This is a genomic window from Micromonospora sp. CA-240977 (genome assembly GCF_050942285.1).
Lineage (GTDB): Bacteria > Actinomycetota > Actinomycetes > Mycobacteriales > Micromonosporaceae > Micromonospora.
In genome coordinates this window covers 4,743,942-4,761,715 of record NZ_CP192055.1, presented here as the reverse complement: position 1 = coordinate 4,761,715, position 17,774 = coordinate 4,743,942, and the positions used below count along the sequence as shown (strand labels likewise).

Sequence of the window (17,774 nt, the reverse complement as noted above, 5' to 3'; positions counted from 1 at the left end):
GCAGATGACAGGCGTGGTGGGCCCGGTCGGTCGGCGGCCGTCGTGAGCGGCTCCGTCGGCGGTCCGCCGGTGCAGGAGTCGTACCGGCTGCGTCGGGACGCGGAACTGCGACTCGGTGAGGACGGCTCGCTGACCCTGCGGCAGACCCGCTTCCAGCTCACCCTGGAACAACCGGGCATGGGCCGGCGGGCGCTGCTGCTGCGGCTCGCCGCCGACTGGGTGAACGACGTCGAGGTCGGCCGGCTGATCAGCGGGCTGGAGGGGGAGAACCGGGTGTTGCCCGCGCAGTTGCTGCTGCGCCGGCTGCTCGCCCACTCCTGGCTGGAGCGCCGCGTCCAGGTCGACGATCGGCCGCTGCTCGACCTGGCGCCCACCGGCCTGGGCCGGGGCAGCCTGCCGGAGAGTCGCCTGCACACACCCGGGGTGCGCTACCGGCTCTCCCGCTTCGCCGCCCTTCAACACGAACGGGGCATGCTGGTGGCCGCGTCACCGCTGAGCACCCTCGTTGTCGGCTGCGCCGACGCCGCGCTCGGCGCGGTACTGGCCGCCGCCGCGCCGGGCGTCGGCCCCGAGACGGTGGCCCGCACGCTCGGCGTGCCGCCGGACGTCGCCGGGCGGGTGCTCGACGAGTTGGCCACCGCCCGGATTCTCGTCACCGACGCCGAGTTCGAGGCCGAGTGCGACGACGCGCCGCTGGCCTACTGGTCACCGGAGGAGTTGCGGCTGCACCACCGCTCCCGGGCCGGCCGACACGCGCTGCCGGTGGGTGGCACCTACCGGATGCGGGAACGCTTCGCGCCGCAACCGCTGCGCCGCCCGTACGACGGGGGACGGGCGGTCGAGTTGCCGCTGCCGGACCTGGCGACGATCGCCAAGGCGGACCCCGCGTTCAGTCAGGTCGTCACGGACCGCCGCAGCGTGCGCGATCACGACGACGCGGCGCCGCTGCCCCTGGAACGGCTTGCGGAATTCCTGTACCGGTCGCAGCACACAAGCGCCGTCGGCGAGGCCGGCGGGCAGGAGGTCGGCCACCGGCCCTACCCGGGCGGCGGCGGGGTCTACGAGCTGGAGATCTACCCACTTGTCGCGCGCTGCGCCGGGCTCGACCCCGGGCTCTACCACTACGACGCGGTCGGGCACCGGCTGGAGCCGGTCGCCGGGTGGGGACCGGCCGCGGACCGACTGCTGGCATACGCCCGAGCGGCCGGCGCGCTGCCTCGACCACCGCAGACGGTCCTGGTGGTCACCGCCCGGGTCCAGCGGCTGATGTGGAAGTACGAAGGGATGAGCTACGCCATGATTCTCAAGGACGCGGGTGTGCTGACCCAGCAGATGTATCTGGTCGCCACCGCCATGGGGTTGGCCCCGTGCGCCCTCGGCGCCGGAGACTCCCAGGCCTTCGCCGAGTTGTCCGGGCTCGACCCGCTCGTCGAGCCGAGCGTGGCCGACTTCCTGCTCGGGTCGCGCCGCGTCACCGGCCCGCCCGGAGCGGGGGGCCGGCCATGAAGTTCCGGCGGCAGGCGCTGCGCCAGTTGGAGGCGCCCGAACAGTTGGACCGCGCGGTCCGGCTGACCACGGTGCCGAACTGGCTGGCCACCACCGCGCTGGTCATCGTCGTGGTCGCGGCGGGCGTCTGGTCGGTGCGCACTGTGGTACCCCGCACCGTCGAGGCGGCCGGGGTGCTGATCCACTCGAACGGGATCTCGGCCCTCGACGCGCTCGACAGCGGTCAGGTCACCAAGGTGTGGGCCGCACCGCACCAGCGGGTGCCGAAGGGCACCCCCCTCTACAGCCTGCGCACACCGGACGGCAAGGTGCGGGTGGAGACCGCGCCGGGTGACGCGTACGTCGTGGCCTGGCTGGTCTCCGAGGGCGAGATCGTCACCCCGGGCACGCACCTGGCCGACCTGGAACGGCTCGACACCGCCGGGGACGCGTTGCAGGCCGTCGTCTACGCCCCGGCCGTCGCCGCGCCGCTGCTGCAACCCGGGGTGCCCGTCGAGGTGGCCGCGGCGGCCGCGCCGCGCAACGTGTTCGGCACCCTCGCCGGCCAGGTGACCACTGTCGGCGCCTTCCCGGAGACCGAGGCCTCGCTGCGCGCCTTCCTGGGCACCGGCCCGGACGTCCGGCGGCTGCTCGCCCGCGGCAGCGTGGTCCGGGTCACCGTCGCCCTGCAACCCGACCCGGCCGCCCCGGGCGGCCTGCGCTGGACCAAGTCCCCGCCGCCGTTCCAGCTCAACTCGGCAAGCGAGGTCACCGCCTGGTTCACAGTGGACCGGGAACACCCGATCGACTGGTTGCTGCGACGATGAGCGCGCCGACGACAGCCGCCAGCGGCACGCCGGACCTGCCCAGGATCCGGCGACGACGGGTCCGCACGCCCACCCTGATCCAGATGGAGGCGGTGGAGTGCGGTGCCGCCGCGCTGGGGATCCTGCTCGCGCACCACGGTCGGCACGTGCCCCTGGAGGAGTTGCGCCGGGTGTGCGGGGTGAGCCGGGACGGCTCCACCGCGGCCACAGTGCTCAAGGGCGCCCGCCGGTACGGCATGGTGGCCAAGGGTTTCCAGATGGACCTGGCCGGCCTGGCCACCGTGGCGCTGCCGGCGGTGCTGTTCTGGCGGTTCGAGCACTTCGTGGTGCTGGAGGGGCTCGGCCGCAAGGTCTTCATAAACGATCCGGCCACCGGTCCCCGCGCGGTGAGCTGGGAGGAGTTCGACGGCGCCTTCACCGGCATCGTGCTCACCATGGAGCCCGGCCCGGAGTTCCGGCCCGGCGGCACCCGCTACCGGCTGGTGCGGGCGCTGGCCGAGCGGTGGCGCGGCCCCGGTTCGGCGATCGCGCAGATGCTGCTGCTCGGCCTGCTGATCGCCGTGGTCGGTCTGACCATCCCGGTGATGGCCAAGGTCTTCGTCGACCGGGTGCTGTTGCAGGAGGACCGGTCCGCGTTCGCCGGCCTGGTGGCGGCGGTGGCGGTGGCCACCGTGCTGACCTTCCTGGCCAGCCTGCTCCAGCAACGCCTGACCGTACGCGCGGAGACGGCGCTCGCCCTCGCCAGCGCCGCCCGGTTCTTCCGACATCTGCTGCGGCTGCCGCCGGCCTTCTTCGACCAGCGGCAGGCCGCCGACCTCAGCCAGCGGGTCCGCGGCAACGAGGTGGTCGCCGAGGTGCTCACCCGCCGGACGGCCACCACCGTGGTGGACACCGGCCTGGTGCTGGCGTACGGGGCACTGCTCTGCCAGTACGACCTGCTGCTCGGGTTGTGCGCGGTGGTCCTCGCCGGGCTGAACGTCAGCGTGCTCCGCTATGTCGCCTCGACCCGGTCCACCGCCGTCGCCGGCCTGCAGGCGGACCGCAGCAAGCTGGTGACCACCGTCTACACCACGGTCCAGATGATCGAGACGGTGAAGGCGGGCGGCGAGGAGGAACGCGCGGTGGCCCGGTTCGCCGCCCGCCATGCCACAGTCGCCACCCGTCAGCAGCGGCTCGGGGTGCCCACCGCGGTGCTCTCCGTGCTGCCGGCGTTCCTCGCCTCGGGGACCACCGCGGTGCTGCTCGGGTTGGGCAGCCGGCAGGTAGTGGCCGAGGCGATGAGCGTCGGCGTGCTCGTCGGCATGCAGAGCCTGGCCGCCGCGATGAACCGCCCGCTGGGCAACCTGACCGCGCTGGGCTCGCGGTTGCAGGACATGAGCGCCGACCTCAACCGGCTGCGGGACGTGGAGCGGTATCCCCTGCCCTCGGCCCAGGACGGACCCGCCCGTCCGTTGGCGCCGATGGAGGGACACCTGCGCATCGAGGAGGTGACGTTCGGCTACAACCCGCTGGGCCGTCCCCTGCTGGAGAATTTCAGCCTGGACCTGCCGCCCGGCGCCCGGGTGGCGCTCGTCGGGCGGTCGGGCAGTGGCAAGTCGACGGTGGGCCGGCTTGTCGCCGGGCTCTACCGGCCCTGGACCGGACGGGTCACAGTGGACGGCCTGGAGCGGTCGGCTGCCGACGACGGCCTCTGGGCGGCCACCGTCGCCATGGTGGACCAGGACCAACGGCTGTTCGAGGGGACCGTCCGGGACAACGTCACAATGTGGGACCTCACTGTCGCGGACGAGGACGTCGTCGCCGCGCTGACCGACGCGTGCCTCTACGACGAGGTCGCGGGCCGTCCCGGTGGCCTGGGCAGCCCGGTGCGGGAGAACGCCCGCAACTTCTCCGGCGGCCAGCGGCAGCGGCTGGAGATCGCCCGGGCGCTCGTCCGCAGCCCCCGGGTGTTGGTGCTGGACGAGGCCACCAGCGCGCTGGACGCCGAGACCGAACGCCGGATTGACATGCACCTGCGCCGTCGGGGGGCGACCTGCCTGATCGTGGCCCACCGGCTGTCCACGGTCCGCGACTGCGACCTGATCGTGGTGCTGGACGGCGGTCGGGAGGTCGAGCGCGGCACCCACGAGCAACTGGTCGCCCGGGACGGGGCGTACGCGCGCCTGGTCCGGGACCACTGACCACGACGATCCGAGGAGACGCTGATGAGTGGCGCGGTGGAGGATTCCCCGGGCGGCGGCCTGATCGGCTTCTGTGCGGACGGCGTACGCGAGGTCTGCCGCCTGGACGGTCCGGTGGCCGGCTGGCTGGTGACCGGGGGCGAGGCCGACCTGTTCGCGGTGCGCCGGGCCGGGATGAGCCCGTCGCGTCGGCACCATGTGGCCCGGCTGCCCGCCGGTGGCCTGGTGCCGACGTCCACGGCGATCGGCGCGTGGCAGTTGATCCTGGTGCCGCTGCCCGGCACGGAGTTGCGCGGGCTGTCCCGGCGTCACCTGTCCCTGCTGGAGCGGCACGTCCGGCTCGGTCGGGTGGCGGACGAGGGGGCGTCGCCGCGGGCGCGGACCGCCGCGACGGAGCTGGTCGCGGCGGTGGACCTGGTGCTGGTGACAGTCGCCGACGCGCTGCGCCGGGGGCAGGCTCCCCGGGAGGCGTCCACCCTGTGTGGCAGCGAGATCATTTCGCTGGCGCAGGGGAGCGCCCTCACCTCCACCGGCGGCGCCTGGTGGCTGCGCAGCGCCGGCGGGCAGCTGCGACGCAACGACGGCGGCCCGGCGGAGATGTCGGGGGAGCGGGAACTGCTGCTGGTCACCGAGCGGGACTGGGTGGTGGCCGAGTCGTCGTGCGCGGTGGAGAGCCACGGCAGCTGGGACCTGCTGGTGAACGGTCAGCTCCGCTCGGCCGTCGACCAGCACGTGGCTCGTCTGCTGCGGATGGTGGAGACCCGGATCGAGGAGGCCGACGCGGCCCTGCTGAGCGCCGTACGGCGGCGCCGGCAGACCGACGCGGCGGTGCTCGCCGCGGCGGCCCGCCGGTCGATCGGGGTGATCGGGGCGGGCGGCGCGGTTCCGGTTCCGGACACCGAGGCCGGCTTCGACAGGTACGGGCGGGCCGCCGCGGTGCTCCGGGTGGTCACCGAGGGGATGGGTAGCCCGATCAACGAGCCGGCCGACCGCAGCCGCGCGCCGCTTGACGACCGGGCGGCGGTGCACGCGGTGACCCGGGCGTCCAGCCTGTTCCTCCGTGAAGTGCGGCTGCCGGACCGCTGGTGGCGGCGGGACCTGGGTCCGCTGGTGGGGTGGCGGGCCGGCGTCGACCCGGAGCAGGCCGTCGCGGTGCCGCTGGTGTTCCGCCGGGGCCGCTACCACCACGTCGACCCGGACACCCGGGCGTACGCGCCGATCGACGCGACAGTGGCCGCGACGTTCGCCGCCGAGGCGACCGAGGTGCAGGCGCCGCTGCCGCCGACCGCCCGGATGCGTCATCTGCTGCGGGCCGGGCTGGTCGGGGCGGCCCGTGACGTGCGGGGTCTGCTGTTCGCCGCGGTCTGCGTGGCGCTGCTGGGCCTGGGGGTGCCGCTGGCCACCGGCGAGGTGCTCGGCCAGTTGGCCCGGCAGGGCGAGGTGACCGGCCTCCTCGGCTTCGTCGCGCTGATGCTCAGCGCGGCGGTGGTCGCGGGGCTTGTGGGTGTGGTGCAGAACCTGCGTCTGCTGCGGTTGGACGGCCGGCTGCAGTCCGGCGCGCAGTTGGCGATCTGGGACCGGCTCATGCGGCTGCCGGCCCGGTTCTTCACCGGTCGTAGCAGCGGTGAGATCGCCAACTCGATGTTGGGGATCTCGTTCGTCGGTGAGGCGCTGAGCGCGCTGCTGCCGCAACTCGTCTCGGCGGCCGCGACGGTCGCGGTGACCCTCGGCATGCTCCTGGTGGTCGAGCCCGTGCTCGGGCTGTGGGGAGCGGGGATCGTCGCCGTCACCATGCTGACCTTCGGCGCGTTCGCCGTCCTGATCGTCCGTCAGCAACGGTCCGCGCTGCCGGCCGAGCACCGGGCGGCGGCGATGACCAACCAGCTGCTCGGCGGCATCGTGAAGATCAAACTGGCCGCCGCCGAGACCCGGGCCCACGCGCGCTGGTCGGAGGTGGCCGCGGCGGCCCGAGCATCGCTGCAACGGGTCCGGCAGAGTCAGGCGGGCCTGGTCGCCTTCGGCACCGTGCTGCCGGTCGCCGGTCAGCTCGTCCTGTTCGCCGTGCTGATGGGGCCGCTCACCGGCCGGGTCGCGCCGGCCGACTTCTTCATCCTCAACGTCGGCTTCGCGATGCTGCTCGGCGCACTGCTGGTGCTGGTGTCGGCCGGGGTCGAGGTGATCGCGGCGGTGCCCCGGCTGGGCAGCCTGCGGGAGATCCTGCGTGCCGAGCCCGAGGCACGTCCGGACCGGGTGGACCCGGGCGAGTTGCGCGGCGAGGTCGCGCTGCACCGGCTCACCTTCGCCTACCAGCCGGACGAGCCGCCGGTGCTCGTCGACATCGACCTGCACGTCCGCCCGGGTGAGTTCGTCGCCATCGTCGGGCCGAGTGGCTGCGGAAAATCCACACTGCTCCGGTTGCTGCTCGGTTTCGAGCGCCAGCAGCAGGGCGCGGTGCTCTACGACGGCCAGGACCTCTCCGAACTCGACGTGCACGCGGTCCGCCGGCAGTGCGGGGTGGTCCTGCAGGACGGCCAGCTCTTCGCCGGCTCGGTACGCGACAACATCTGCGGCGCCGGCAGCTTCCCGCTGGACCAGGTCTGGGAGGCGGCCCGGATGGCCGGCCTCGCCGACGACCTGGAGGCGCTGCCGATGGGGATGAGCACGATGGTGCCGTTCGGCGGCGGCACGCTCTCCGTCGGGCAGCGGCAGCGGGTGCTGATCGCCCGCGCGCTGGCCCCGCTGCCTCGGATCATCTTCCTCGACGAGGCGACGAGCGCACTGGACAACCGAACCCAGGAGGTGGTCAGCCGGAGCACCGCGGCCCTCGCCGCGACCCGGGTGGTCATCGCCCACCGGCTGTCCACGGTCCGTGCGGCGGACACGATAGTGGTCCTCGACGCGGGGCGGATCGTCCAGCGGGGCACCTTCGACGAGTTGATGGAGGACCCGGAAGGGCTGTTCCACCGGTTGGCGCGGCGGCAACTGCTCACCGATCCGGACCGCTCCGACGCCGTGGTGGAGAGTCGGCAGGCCGACGGGCAGCCCGCGACCGGCTGACGGGTCGGTCAGCCGTTGTCGATGACCGTGCTGTCCTCCAGGCACACGTCCGCGTCGAGGTGGTTTTCCAGCAGCTCGGCGACGTGCGCCTCCGACTGGTTCTCCACGGCGAGCCGGAACGCCTCGGTGAGCACGTTGACCACGCCCTGGGTCAACAGCAGGGTCTCCCGGTCGAGATCGGCCCAGGACGACCGGGCGCTGCCGCGGACCAGCTCCGGAGCGAGGGTCAGCAGTCGGGCGGTGACGGCGGCGACCAGCTCGTCGGCCACCGGGCGGAGGCTGTCCAGCACCTCGCTGAGGGTCTGCAGGGCCGGCACCGTGCCCACGCGTACCCGGTGCAGGTCCAGGGCGGCGCGCAGTGGGCGTGGCCGGACGGTGCGGACGGTGCCGTCGGTGGTCCGGCCGATCACCCCGTGCCGGGTCAGCGCGTGGGCCAGCGCGGGACGGTCGGCGGTCAGGCGTTGCAGCATCGCGGTCAGCCCGTCGGGCGCCTCGTCGCTGGCCCGGACTCCCAGCATCGCCTCGATGGACACCAGGTTGAAGCCCTGCCGCTGCAGGGCGAGGATCGCGTCCAGCCGGCGGACGTGGGAGTCGTCGTAGAGCGCGGCCCGACCGCGCCGTACCGGCGGGGGCAGCAGCCGCCGGGCCTGGTGGGCTCGGATGTTGCGCGGCGACATCCCGACCTTGCGGGCGAGTTCCTCCACGCTGTACCCGGCCGGGCCGCCGGGCGTCGTCGTCACCTCGTCGATGGTCACGGTGGCCTCCGGCAGCACTCGGTGACGGAACACGACACCCCGTCGAACCGCTGTCACTCCTGGGCGGTCCGCCGATCGCAGCGTAGGTGCGGGCACCGGGCGGATGACAGGCGAGGAATTACTACTTGTCCACAGTGGTGCCACTCATTAGAATTGTTCGCCCGCCGCAAGTCGCTGATTCTGAATTACCCGGCTTTCGCCGCAGCGCGACCTTTTCGCGGCCACATTCGATGAAATCCCCGCGCGGTGGGCGGACCGGATACACCGGTGACCCACGATGAGGCGAAACCGGCGGCCCGGAACCTCCCGCGCTGCCCGTCGCCGCCGCAGGCGGTCACCATCGAAGGGAGCAGGGTGTGACACCTGTCGATCGAGCGGTCTTCGTGGCCGCGTACAGCCGGCTGGTCGCCGACGTCTGGGCCGACCCGATCAAGGAGCAGGCGCTCGATCGGGACCCGCGGGGTTTCCTCGCCGGCTACGGGCTGCAACTCGCCGAGGATGTGCAGGTCCGGGTGGTCCGGGACGTGGCCGAGGCCGATCCGGACCTGGAGGTGCAGGTCGAGTCGTGGCAGCAGGCGGGGACCACCGGCATCTTCGTGCTCTTCGTGCCGTCGCTGCTACCGGTGGCCCAGGCGGAGCTGGCCGAGGACGAACTGGACAGCGTCGTCGCCGGTCTGGACCCCAGCTGCGCCTGCTGCTGCCCGTGCTGCTGCACCTGACACCGATGTCTGCCGCCCACCGGTCGGCGCGGCAGATTCTGATGGCAGTCAGCCGAAATCGTTGATTGTCGAAGCTCGATCTTCGTAGCGTTCTCGCCACACCGATCAACCGCCCGCACCGCAGCGATCCCGAGGAAAGGACCGAACGATGAGCAACGACGACCAGGAATATGGCGCGAGGTTCGTGACCAAGTACTCGGAACTGGTCACCGCGGTATGGCGCAGCGACGACGAACTGCAGCGCCTCCTCGCCGACCCGACCGGCTACGCGACGGCGGCCGGCCTACCGGTCGCCGCCGGCTCCCGGGTCGAGGTCGACCGCGCCCAGCCCGCCACGCTCTACACCAAGGACCAGATCGTCGCCGACTGGGCCGGCACGCCCGGCCTGCACGTGCTGCACGTGCCCGAGGTGCCGCTCGTCGACCTCAACGAGCTGACCGAGGCCGAGTTGGAGACCGTCGCCGGCGGCGTCGCCCCGGTCGCCGACAACAACGTCAACATCATCGCCGTCCTCATCCTCTGAGTTCCCCACCCCCCTCCGGGAGCCTCGATGACTGACACGACCGAGAGCATCGCCTTCCGATCCGGCACCTACCGGACGGCCACCGTGGAGCAGACCTGGGCACGGATCGGGGGCCTGCTCGACCGGTTCCGGATCACCCGGGTCGCCGACATCACCCGGCTCGACGAGATCGGCCTGCCGGTGCACGTCGCCTACCGGCCGGTCGGAGCCACAATGGCGGTGAGCGTCGGCACCGGCGCCACGGCGACGCAGGCCCGGGTCAGCGCGGTCATGGAGAGCATCGAGTCCTGGCATGCCGAGAACCTCCGGCCGGGGACCGTCGTCCGGTCCCCGGCCGAGGCGCTCGACCTGCCCTACGACGTCCGGTGGCTGCACCTGGCGGAACGGTCACCCCTGACCCCCGCCGTCGCGCTCGACTGGGTGGCCGGCACCGGGCTGGTGACCGGTGCGCGTTGCCTGGTGCCCCGCGCCACCATCGAACTCGACTTCACCGTCCGGCGGGGCTGGGACCGGGCCCTGTTCACCCCCAGCAGCAACGGGCTGGCCACCGGGAACACCTTCGCCGAGGCCAGCCTGCACGCCCTGCTGGAAGTCGTCGAACGCGACTGCATCGCCCCGTACTGCACCTCGCCGTTGGCCGAGCGCACCTACGCCGACCCGGGCACCGCCACCAACGCGATGACCCGCACCGTGCACGAGGCCCTGCTGCGGGCCGGTTGCTGGGTGGAGGTCTGCGACATCACCAACGCGGTCGACGTGCCCTGCTACGCCGCCTCGATCTGGTCCCCGGACCTGCCTGTCACCTTCGGCGGATTCGGCTGCCACGTGGACCCGGAGATCGCCGTCGGTCGGGCCATGGCGGAGGCGGCGCAGTCGCGGCTGGTCATGGTCTCCGGAGCGCGCGACGACATCGACGCCACCGCGTACCACGACGTCGGCGCACCGCCGGTGCCGCCACCCACCGTCGACCGGCCCGTCCGGCCGGTCCGTCGGGACTCGCCACCGGTGGGGGACGTGACCCAGGTGCTGCGGGAGCTGGCGTCGCGGGTGCAGCGGGTCACCGGCGTCGAGCCGTTCAGCGTCGACCTGACGCACGACGACATCGGCATTCCGGTGAGCAAGGTGTTCGCCCCCGGCCTGCGGATGTTCGACGAGCGGGCCCTGAGTATCCGACCAGGAGTGCCCCGTGACTGACGTCGTCTTCATCGGTCCGAGCCTGCCGGCCGACGCTGTCGATCGGCTGCTGCCCGACGCGGTGGTGCTGCCGCCCGTCGCGCACGGCGACCTGCTCCGCCTGGACGTCGGCCCCGGCGACCGGGTCCTCATCATCGACGGGTTCTTCCTGCAACACCCGCCGGTCCGCCACCGGGAGATCCTCCACCTGCTCGACCGCGGCGTGACAGTGGCCGGCGCCGCCAGCATGGGCGCGCTGCGCGCCGCCGAGCTGTGGCCGTTCGGGATGCGGGGCGTGGGCGAGGTGTTCCAGCTCTACCGCGACGGGGTCGTCACCGGCGACGACGAGGTGGCGGTCGTGCACGGTCCCGCCGAGGAAGGCCACCGCGCGTTGAGCGTCCCGCTTGTGAACATCCGGGTCGCGCTGCGCCGCGCCGTCACGGCCGGCGTGCTCAGCGACGCCGAGGCGGCGCTGCTGCTCGACATCGGCCGGGAGCTGCCCTTCCGGCGACGGTCGTACCGGGCGTTGGAGCGCGCCGCGCCCCCCGAGGCGGCGGCCGTCGTGGACCGGTTCCTGACCTGGCACCGGCGGGACCCCTCCGACGCCAAGGGCGCCGACGCCCGGCTGCTGCTGTCGATGGCGGCCGACAACGCCCCCGAGCTGTGCCCGGCGCACGCCGGCGACCAGCCGATCGACAACCTGCACACCCGCTTCCTGGACAGCTGGCGGTCGCGGTTCGCCGGCGAGTCGGTCGGCGGGCACTGGGTCAGCGACCGGGAGACCGCCGCGGTGCTGATGCTGCTGCACCCCGAGTCGGCGACCTGGCACCGGCGGGGAGTGCTGGCCGGGCTGGCCGAGGTCGACATCGCCGACCCGATGGTCGAGCAGCGCGCCCGTGAGGTGGCCCGCCGGCGAGGGTTGACCACCGCGCTGCCGACCGGGTGGGACTGGCTGACCGACCGGGAACAGCATCTCGGCGATCCCGAGGCGGTGCTGCGGGTGTTGGTGCGGGCGTTCGGCACCACGCCGTACCGCAGCCTGGCGCTGTGGATGGTCGCGGCGCCGCTGCGCACCCCCGCGATGCTCGCGGCGGCGCGGCAGGTGGCGGCGACCGCGGCGTCGCTGAACGAGACGCTCGTCCCGCGTACGACGGGGCACCGCCGCCCGGGTGGTCGGCTGCACTTCCGCACCGAGGTCGTCGACGCGTGCTTCGCGAGGCTGTGGGGCTGTGCCGTCGACGGGCTGGAAGCGGAGGCGTGGGACCGGGGCTTCGTCGACCTGGCGGCGTTCCGGTACGCCGCCGAACCGCTTGTCGCGTACGTCAAGGCGTTCGGTGCCCCGCGACTGCCAGCGGTGGCCACGTGCGCGCAGGAGGAAACCCTGGCCGGTTCAGCGGCCCGGGTCGGCTGAGGAGGAGTCGATGAGCGGCACCGTCAAGGCGGCACTGATCTACCCCCCGCTGACCGATCCCACCTCGGGGTACCACTCCCTGAACTACCTCGACTCGTACGCCCGGGCGCAGGGACACCGGCCGGCGGAGATCATCGACGCCAACATCGAGGCGTTCCACCACTCGTACACCCCGTCGGCGTACGACTGGCTGCGGCGGGAGCTGTCCCGGGTTTCCATCGAGGACCTCAGCGGCCCGGACGCGCTGATGGCCCGAGCCAATCAGCTCGGCCTGCCCGACCCCGATCCGGAGCGGCTGCGCCGGTCCGTCGGGGTGTTGCAGGATCCGACCCTGTTCTACGACTACCGGCACTACCAGGACGCCGTCGAGGGCGTGATCTCCTGGATGGACGCGCTGGGCACCGTCGGGTTCCCCGGGCAGTTCCACGCCGGCTTCCGGCTGCACCCGCCGCCGATGGTCTCGATCGGCTCGGTGGCCGCGCTGACCGACGAGGCGGTGCTCGCCCGGCTCAACCGGCCCTTCCTGCCGTACTACGAGGACGTGCTGATCCCGCGACTGGTCGCGGGCGGGCACCAGGTGATCGGCATCAGCGTCACCTACCAGTGGCAGCTCCCGTTCGCGCTCTGGATCGCCCGGCTCGTCCGGCGGGCCTGCCCGGACGTCTTCCTCATCTCGGGTGGCACGGAGATCTCCGACGTCTGGAAGTGCGCCAGCAAACCCGAGTACGTCTTCCAGGTGCTTGCCGACTTCGACGCGATAGTGGTCGGGGAGGGGGAGAGCGCGTACACGGAGATCCTGGACGCGGTGCAGACCGGCACCCTGCCGGCCGGGCATCCCAACGTCCGGCTGCACCCGAAGTACGGCCGTCAGCGTCAGCTGCCCCTGCGCTACGAACGCCTGGCGCAGGTGCCGGTGCCGGACTTCTCCGGCCTGCCCTGGGACCTCTATCTCAGCCCGGAGCGGTTCGTCTACTACTCGCCGACCCGAGGCTGCTACTGGAACAAGTGCACGTTCTGCGACTACGGCCTGAACACCGACGGTCCCACCAGCCCCTGGCGGCAAAACACTGTGGACAAGATGGTCGCGGACGTCACCGAGTTGTCGAAGTTCGCCAAGTTCATCTACTTCTCGGTCGACGTGCTCGCTCCGGCGACCATCCTGCGCTTCGCCGAGCGGGTCGTCGAGCGCGGGCTGGACTTCCGCTGGGGCGCCGAGATCCGGTTGGAGAAGTACTGGTCGGACGAGCGCTGCGAGCTGCTGCGGCGCAGCGGCTGCGTGGCCATCTCGGTCGGGTTCGAGTCCGGTAACCAGCGCATCCTCGACCTGATCGACAAGGGCACGAAGCCGGAGCAGGCCCGGCGCACGATGACCGCGATGACCAAGGCCAACATCGGCGTACAGATGATGGGCTTCACCGGTTTCCCCACCGAGACCCGCGAGGAGGCGCTGGACAGCGTCAACTTCCTGCGGGACAACCCGGACCTGTGGACGCTCGGCGGGCTCGGCGACTTCATGCTGACCCCGGGCGCCATCGTCGCCAAGGAGCCGGACCGGTTCGGCATCACCAATGTGCGACCTGTGGAAGGGTCGGACATCGTCCGGATGCTCAAGTACGACGAGCCGGTCACCGAGGCGGCGCAGGCCGAGGTCGCCCAGGCCAAGACCGGCCTGAACCCCGGGCATTTCCACCGTCCGTGGCTGGGCGCCACGGACACCCCGCACACGTTCTTCTACCACGACCGGTACGGCACCGCGGTGCGTGGCGTCCTCGCCCACGACCGGGTCCGCCACGACACCGACGACCAGACCGAGTTCCTCGCGAACGGCTCCTTCGTGGACCGCGACGACGAGCAGGTCTGGGAGGCGTACCGACGGATCCGCTCCGACGAGCAGGACGGCGTCCCCGGCGACCTGCCGGCGGACCGGCACCTGTTCCGCCGGGTCGACGGTCAGGTGTTCGCGCTCAACCGCAGCACCCGGCTGTTCCTGGATCTCTTCAGCGCGCCGCTCACCCTCGCCGAGGCGCAGCGCCGGCTCTGGATCGTCGAACCGACAGTCGCCGACCGGGTCTGGCGGACCTTCATCGGGCAGCGGTTGATCCGCCGGCACCGGCTCCCGGCCGATCAGTAGGGCCGGTGGGCCGCGTCGCCACCTCCTGAGGGCCCCGCGCGCTTCAGTGGCCGGACTCGCTGGTGTAAAGCTCCTCTTCGGCGACGACCGGTGCGATGTTGTCCTCGGGACGCCCGACCCGCGCGGCCGAACCGAACATGGCTCCACGTGCCGGATGCACTGGTGCGAACGCGGCGAAGCCCCGCTGCTTCGGGATGTCGTCGTAGACCGCCTCCATCCCTCCCCGCAACAGGTAGGTCTCGTGCCAGAAACCGGTGCCGCCGCTGTCGCGCAGGAAGTTGCGCCACCAGATTCGGTGCGGTTCGGAGCGTGCCCAGGACAGCAGGGCGGGCAGGTCGCGCCAGTACTGGCGGATGCCGACGTGCATGGGGAACAGCGACCAGAGCAGGGATTCGCTGTGGATCAGGCCCTCCGGCTCGGCGGTCGTGGACCGGCCGATCTGCGGGCCGTAGCCCATCAGCGTCCGCAAGCCGTAGAGCCGGTTGACGCGCATGCCCAGATAGACGACCACGAGGTCCGGATACGACGACAGGTCGACAGTCTGCCGATTGACGCGGGTAGGCATCGAAGGCTCTCCTCGGTTGTGAAGCTCGACGAGACCGACGCTAGGCGACGGCACTGAACGGGCACTTGACGCCGACTGGATGCCGCCGCGGGCTTCCCCGCTCCTGCTCGATCGGTCAGGCGTCGGCGCCGCCGGGTAGTGCGGCGAGCAGGCCGTCGGCGCGCGTCGCGAAGAGGTGAGCCCCGCGCTCCTGCGAGAGGACCCGCGCTCGCCGGGCGACACGCGCGGCGGAGCCGAGGTCGCCGCCGGCTCGCAGTGCCTGCGCGCGAATGAGGAGAACCAGTCCCTCGGCATACCGTTCGCCGTACGCCTCGATGACTCGCTCCACCTCGACGGCCGCGGTGACCGGGTCACCGCCGGACATCGCCACTGCCCAGTGCCTCGCCAGCCGCGGATAGCTGCCGGAGAACGTGAAGGAGAAGTCCGGGTCAGCGTCTATCGCCTTCTCGGCGGCCCGTAGCGCCCAGGTGACGTCCGCCGCGGCGGCCGCCGCAGGGGGAGGCATCACCCATCAAGCCCTTCCTCAGACCGAGTGGATATTGAGGAAAGGCTACGCGTTGGCCCCGGCCATTCAAACGCTGTTGGTGCGTGTGCGAGCCGCCGCCCTCCGACCCGCACCGGCACCCATCGACCGACTTGACGGTCAGTTGGCGGCCCGGCCGGGCCATGTTCCGCGCGTTCAGTCCCTGTCCACCCCCGGTCTCTACCGTCGGAACGGTCAGCACGAAGGACCAGAGAAGAGGGACGCGACGGTGGATCTGGACAACAAGCCAACAATCGTTCTCGTACACGGCGCGTTCGCCGACAGCAGCGGCTTCGACGCGGTCATCCGGCGGCTCCGGGCCGGCGGCTATCCGGTCATCGCCGCGCCGAATCCGTTGCGCGGCATCGCCGTTGACGCGGCCGTGGTCAAGGCGCTGCTGAACAGCGTCGAGGGGCCGGTCGTGCTGGTCGGCCACTCCTACGGCGGGGCGGTCATCTCCGCGGCCGCCGCCGGCAGCGACCAGGTGCGGGCGCTTGTCTACCTGGCGGCGTTCGTTCCCGACACCGGTGAGGCGGTCGGGGAGCTGGTCGCCAAGTTCCCGGGCAGCACGGTGAACGAGTCGCTGAAGGCGGTGCCGCTGACGGATGGGCAGGTCGACCTGTACATCGATCCGGCGGTCTACCATTCCCGGTTCGCCGCCGACGTGTCCGCCGAGGACGCGGCGGTGTACGCCATCGCGCAGCGCCCGGCCGCAGCGGCGGCGTTCGGCGAGCCTGCCGCCGGGCCGCAGGCCTGGAGCACGATTCCGGCCTTCACCCTGATCAGCGGCGCCGACATGATCATTCCGCCGGAGACGCAGGAGTTCATGGCCGAGCGGGCCGGGGCCACGGTGCGGGTGGTCGACGACGCCTCGCACCTGGTGTTCGTCTCACACCCGGAGACCGCGGTGGCCCTCATCGAACAGGCGGCCCACGAGACCGCACGTTGATCGTCGCCAGCCCGCCGGTGGGCCGGTCTGGGACAGCCTCTCGAAGGCTGCTCCAGGCCGGCCCACGGGGGACCCGTCACCTGTCGGCCAGGCCCGTCGGGCCACACCGTCGTTCACGAGGATCTCCGGGTCACGCTTGGATCCTCTGTCGAGGCTGCGGTCGAGCCGGCTCGTCCGGGCGGACCGGTGCTGACCCGCGCCGGGCGACGATCACGACGTACAGGAGCAGGCCGGCGGCGGTGAGGACGAAACCGGCCCAGACGGTGGACAGGGTTCCCCAGCCGGCGTCGAGGGTGACCGCGCCGCCGATCGCACCGAGAGAGTTGGCCAGGTTGAGGGCGGCCAGGTTGAGGGCGCCCATCAGGGTCGGGGCGTCGGGCGCGAAGCTGGTCAGCCGTACCTGGATGGTGGGGATCGCGTACATCATTGTCGCGCCGACGCCGAACAGGCACGGCAGCAGAACCGCCAGGTCGCTGCCGGCCACGCCGATCAGCACGAGAAGGACCAGAACCCCGCCGTAGCCCCAGAACAGCCCGCGATTCTCGTGCCGGTCGGCGACCCGGCCACCGAGGTAGTTGCCGACCGCCATGCCGAGACCGAAGACGGCGAGCGCCACCGGGATGAGCGAGGCGTCCCGCCGCGCCGCGTCGGTGACGAACGGGCCGATGAACGTGTAGACGGCGAAGATGCTGGAGATGCCGAGCGCGGCGACGGCGACCATCAGCCAGACGTTCAGCCGACGCAGCGCTCTCAGCTCGTTCGCGATCGAGGTGCCGCGCAGCTCGTCGGTGCGCGGTAGCCAGGCGACCAGGGCGGCGCCGGCGAGCAGGCCGACGGCGACCACCGTCCAGTACATGACTCGCCAGCCCGCGCTCTGACCGATGAAGGTGCCCAGCGGGGAGCCGGCGATGGTGGCGACGGTGAGGCCGCCCATCACTGTGGCGAACGCCTTGCCGCCCTTGCCCGGCCCGTACACGTAGGCGGCGACGACGGCTCCCGCGCCGAAAAACGCACCCTGCACACTGCCGGCGACGAAGCGGAAGAGGACGAGTAGCGCGATGTTCGGCGCCAGGGCGGAGAGCCCGTTGCCGACCAGGAACAGCGCGATCAGGCCGAGCAGCAGAGTGCGCCGGTTGGCTCGGGCCGCGAGCAGGATGATCGCCGGGGAACCGATCACCACACTGAAGGCGTACGCGGTGATCGCGTAGGTGGCGACCGGGATGGAGACGTCCAGATCGGAGGAGAAGAGCTGGATGATGCCGTTGCTGCCGAACTCGCCGGTGCCGATCGCGAAGGTGCCCAGCGCCAACGCGAGCAGTGTCAGCTTCGGATATCGGATCGGTGCCGCCGTCGACGCGCGTCGCATCTCCTCGGCGACCGCGCACTGACCTTCATACGCCTGCTGGTGCATCGTGTCGTCCTTCGTGAACTGTCGGCCAACTGGCGGCTGGGCTGGGGTGGGCCACTATCGGACGG

Annotated in this window: 14 protein-coding genes; 10 read left to right on the top strand and 4 right to left on the bottom strand. The window is 72.0% G+C overall.

The window, feature by feature from the left end:
* Window positions 1–42 precede the first annotated feature (42 nt).
* From ACQPWW_RS21670 to ACQPWW_RS21655, 4 genes are read left to right on the top strand one after another with little or no spacing between them, the layout of a single operon-like run.
* Window positions 43–1,506: a SagB/ThcOx family dehydrogenase gene (locus tag ACQPWW_RS21670; RefSeq protein ID WP_433125080.1), complete on the top strand. Its 1,464-nt coding sequence runs from the start codon at window positions 43–45 to the stop codon at window positions 1,504–1,506.
* On the top strand, window positions 1,503–2,312 hold the full coding sequence (locus tag ACQPWW_RS21665) for a hypothetical protein (protein WP_433125078.1): 810 nt from the start codon (window positions 1,503–1,505) through the stop codon (window positions 2,310–2,312). The genes ACQPWW_RS21670 and ACQPWW_RS21665 overlap by 4 nt, the downstream gene beginning before the upstream one ends.
* A complete protein-coding gene (locus ACQPWW_RS21660) occupies window positions 2,309–4,492 on the top strand; it encodes an NHLP family bacteriocin export ABC transporter peptidase/permease/ATPase subunit (RefSeq protein WP_433125076.1) in 2,184 nt (727 codons plus the stop codon). Before ACQPWW_RS21665 ends, ACQPWW_RS21660 begins: the two co-directional genes overlap by 4 nt.
* Before the next feature lie 24 nt (window positions 4,493–4,516).
* The gene (locus tag ACQPWW_RS21655) at window positions 4,517–7,549 is read left to right on the top strand and encodes an ATP-binding cassette domain-containing protein (RefSeq protein WP_433125074.1); all 3,033 of its coding nucleotides are present in this window, start codon (window positions 4,517–4,519) and stop codon (window positions 7,547–7,549) included.
* 8 nt (window positions 7,550–7,557) lie between these two features.
* Here the strand turns inward: ACQPWW_RS21655 and ACQPWW_RS21650 are convergent, their stop codons facing one another.
* Window positions 7,558–8,337: a MerR family transcriptional regulator gene (locus tag ACQPWW_RS21650; RefSeq protein ID WP_433125073.1), complete on the bottom strand. Its 780-nt coding sequence runs from the start codon at window positions 8,335–8,337 to the stop codon at window positions 7,558–7,560.
* 323 nt (window positions 8,338–8,660) lie between these two features.
* On the opposite strand from ACQPWW_RS21650, the gene ACQPWW_RS21645 reads away from it, so the two are divergent.
* From ACQPWW_RS21645 to ACQPWW_RS21625, 5 genes are all read left to right on the top strand, one after another.
* Entirely contained in the window at window positions 8,661–9,023 is a 363-nt protein-coding gene (locus ACQPWW_RS21645) for a hypothetical protein (RefSeq protein ID WP_433125072.1), read from the top strand.
* 148 nt (window positions 9,024–9,171) lie between these two features.
* Complete coding sequence (locus tag ACQPWW_RS21640) at window positions 9,172–9,546, top strand: hypothetical protein (protein ID WP_433125071.1); 375 nt, start codon at window positions 9,172–9,174, stop codon at window positions 9,544–9,546.
* A gap of 27 nt (window positions 9,547–9,573) precedes the next feature.
* Window positions 9,574–10,740, top strand: a complete 1,167-nt coding sequence (locus ACQPWW_RS21635) for a YcaO-like family protein (RefSeq protein WP_433125070.1) — start codon at window positions 9,574–9,576, stop codon at window positions 10,738–10,740.
* The gene (locus ACQPWW_RS21630) at window positions 10,733–12,130 is read left to right on the top strand and encodes a TfuA-like protein (protein ID WP_433125068.1); all 1,398 of its coding nucleotides are present in this window, start codon (window positions 10,733–10,735) and stop codon (window positions 12,128–12,130) included. The genes ACQPWW_RS21635 and ACQPWW_RS21630 overlap by 8 nt, the downstream gene beginning before the upstream one ends.
* Window positions 12,131–12,140: 10 nt before the next feature.
* Window positions 12,141–14,261 (top strand): B12-binding domain-containing radical SAM protein, encoded by a 2,121-nt coding sequence (locus ACQPWW_RS21625; protein WP_433125067.1) that lies wholly within the window; start codon window positions 12,141–12,143, stop codon window positions 14,259–14,261.
* A gap of 43 nt (window positions 14,262–14,304) precedes the next feature.
* Here the strand turns inward: ACQPWW_RS21625 and ACQPWW_RS21620 are convergent, their stop codons facing one another.
* Window positions 14,305–14,826 (bottom strand): monooxygenase family protein, encoded by a 522-nt coding sequence (locus ACQPWW_RS21620; protein WP_433125065.1) that lies wholly within the window; start codon window positions 14,824–14,826, stop codon window positions 14,305–14,307.
* Window positions 14,827–14,941: 115 nt separating this feature from the next.
* Window positions 14,942–15,334 (bottom strand): hypothetical protein, encoded by a 393-nt coding sequence (locus tag ACQPWW_RS21615; RefSeq protein WP_433125064.1) that lies wholly within the window; start codon window positions 15,332–15,334, stop codon window positions 14,942–14,944.
* Between the two features lie 244 nt (window positions 15,335–15,578).
* Between ACQPWW_RS21615 and ACQPWW_RS21610 the strand changes: the two genes are divergently transcribed.
* A complete protein-coding gene (locus tag ACQPWW_RS21610) occupies window positions 15,579–16,298 on the top strand; it encodes an alpha/beta fold hydrolase (protein WP_433125062.1) in 720 nt (239 codons plus the stop codon).
* Window positions 16,299–16,428: 130 nt separating this feature from the next.
* Here ACQPWW_RS21610 and ACQPWW_RS21605 read toward each other — a convergent pair whose 3' ends face one another.
* Window positions 16,429–17,709 carry an MFS transporter gene (locus ACQPWW_RS21605; RefSeq protein WP_433125061.1) on the bottom strand — a complete coding sequence of 427 codons (1,281 nt, stop codon included), beginning with the start codon at window positions 17,707–17,709 and terminating at the stop codon, window positions 16,429–16,431.
* Window positions 17,710–17,774 lie beyond the last annotated feature (65 nt).

What these genes read in the sequence shown, in the direction of transcription:
- ACQPWW_RS21620 (WP_433125065.1), bottom strand. Translation starts at nt 14,826, where the DNA reads ATGCCTACCCGCGTCAATCGGCAGACTGTCGACCTGTCGTCGTATCCG.
- ACQPWW_RS21665 (WP_433125078.1), top strand. Translation starts at nt 1,503, where the DNA reads ATGAAGTTCCGGCGGCAGGCGCTGCGCCAGTTGGAGGCGCCCGAACAG.
- ACQPWW_RS21605 (WP_433125061.1), bottom strand. Translation starts at nt 17,709, where the DNA reads ATGCACCAGCAGGCGTATGAAGGTCAGTGCGCGGTCGCCGAGGAGATG.
- ACQPWW_RS21655 (WP_433125074.1), top strand. Translation starts at nt 4,517, where the DNA reads ATGAGTGGCGCGGTGGAGGATTCCCCGGGCGGCGGCCTGATCGGCTTC.
- ACQPWW_RS21660 (WP_433125076.1), top strand. Translation starts at nt 2,309, where the DNA reads ATGAGCGCGCCGACGACAGCCGCCAGCGGCACGCCGGACCTGCCCAGG.
- ACQPWW_RS21635 (WP_433125070.1), top strand. Translation starts at nt 9,574, where the DNA reads ATGACTGACACGACCGAGAGCATCGCCTTCCGATCCGGCACCTACCGG.
- ACQPWW_RS21625 (WP_433125067.1), top strand. Translation starts at nt 12,141, where the DNA reads ATGAGCGGCACCGTCAAGGCGGCACTGATCTACCCCCCGCTGACCGAT.
- ACQPWW_RS21640 (WP_433125071.1), top strand. Translation starts at nt 9,172, where the DNA reads ATGAGCAACGACGACCAGGAATATGGCGCGAGGTTCGTGACCAAGTAC.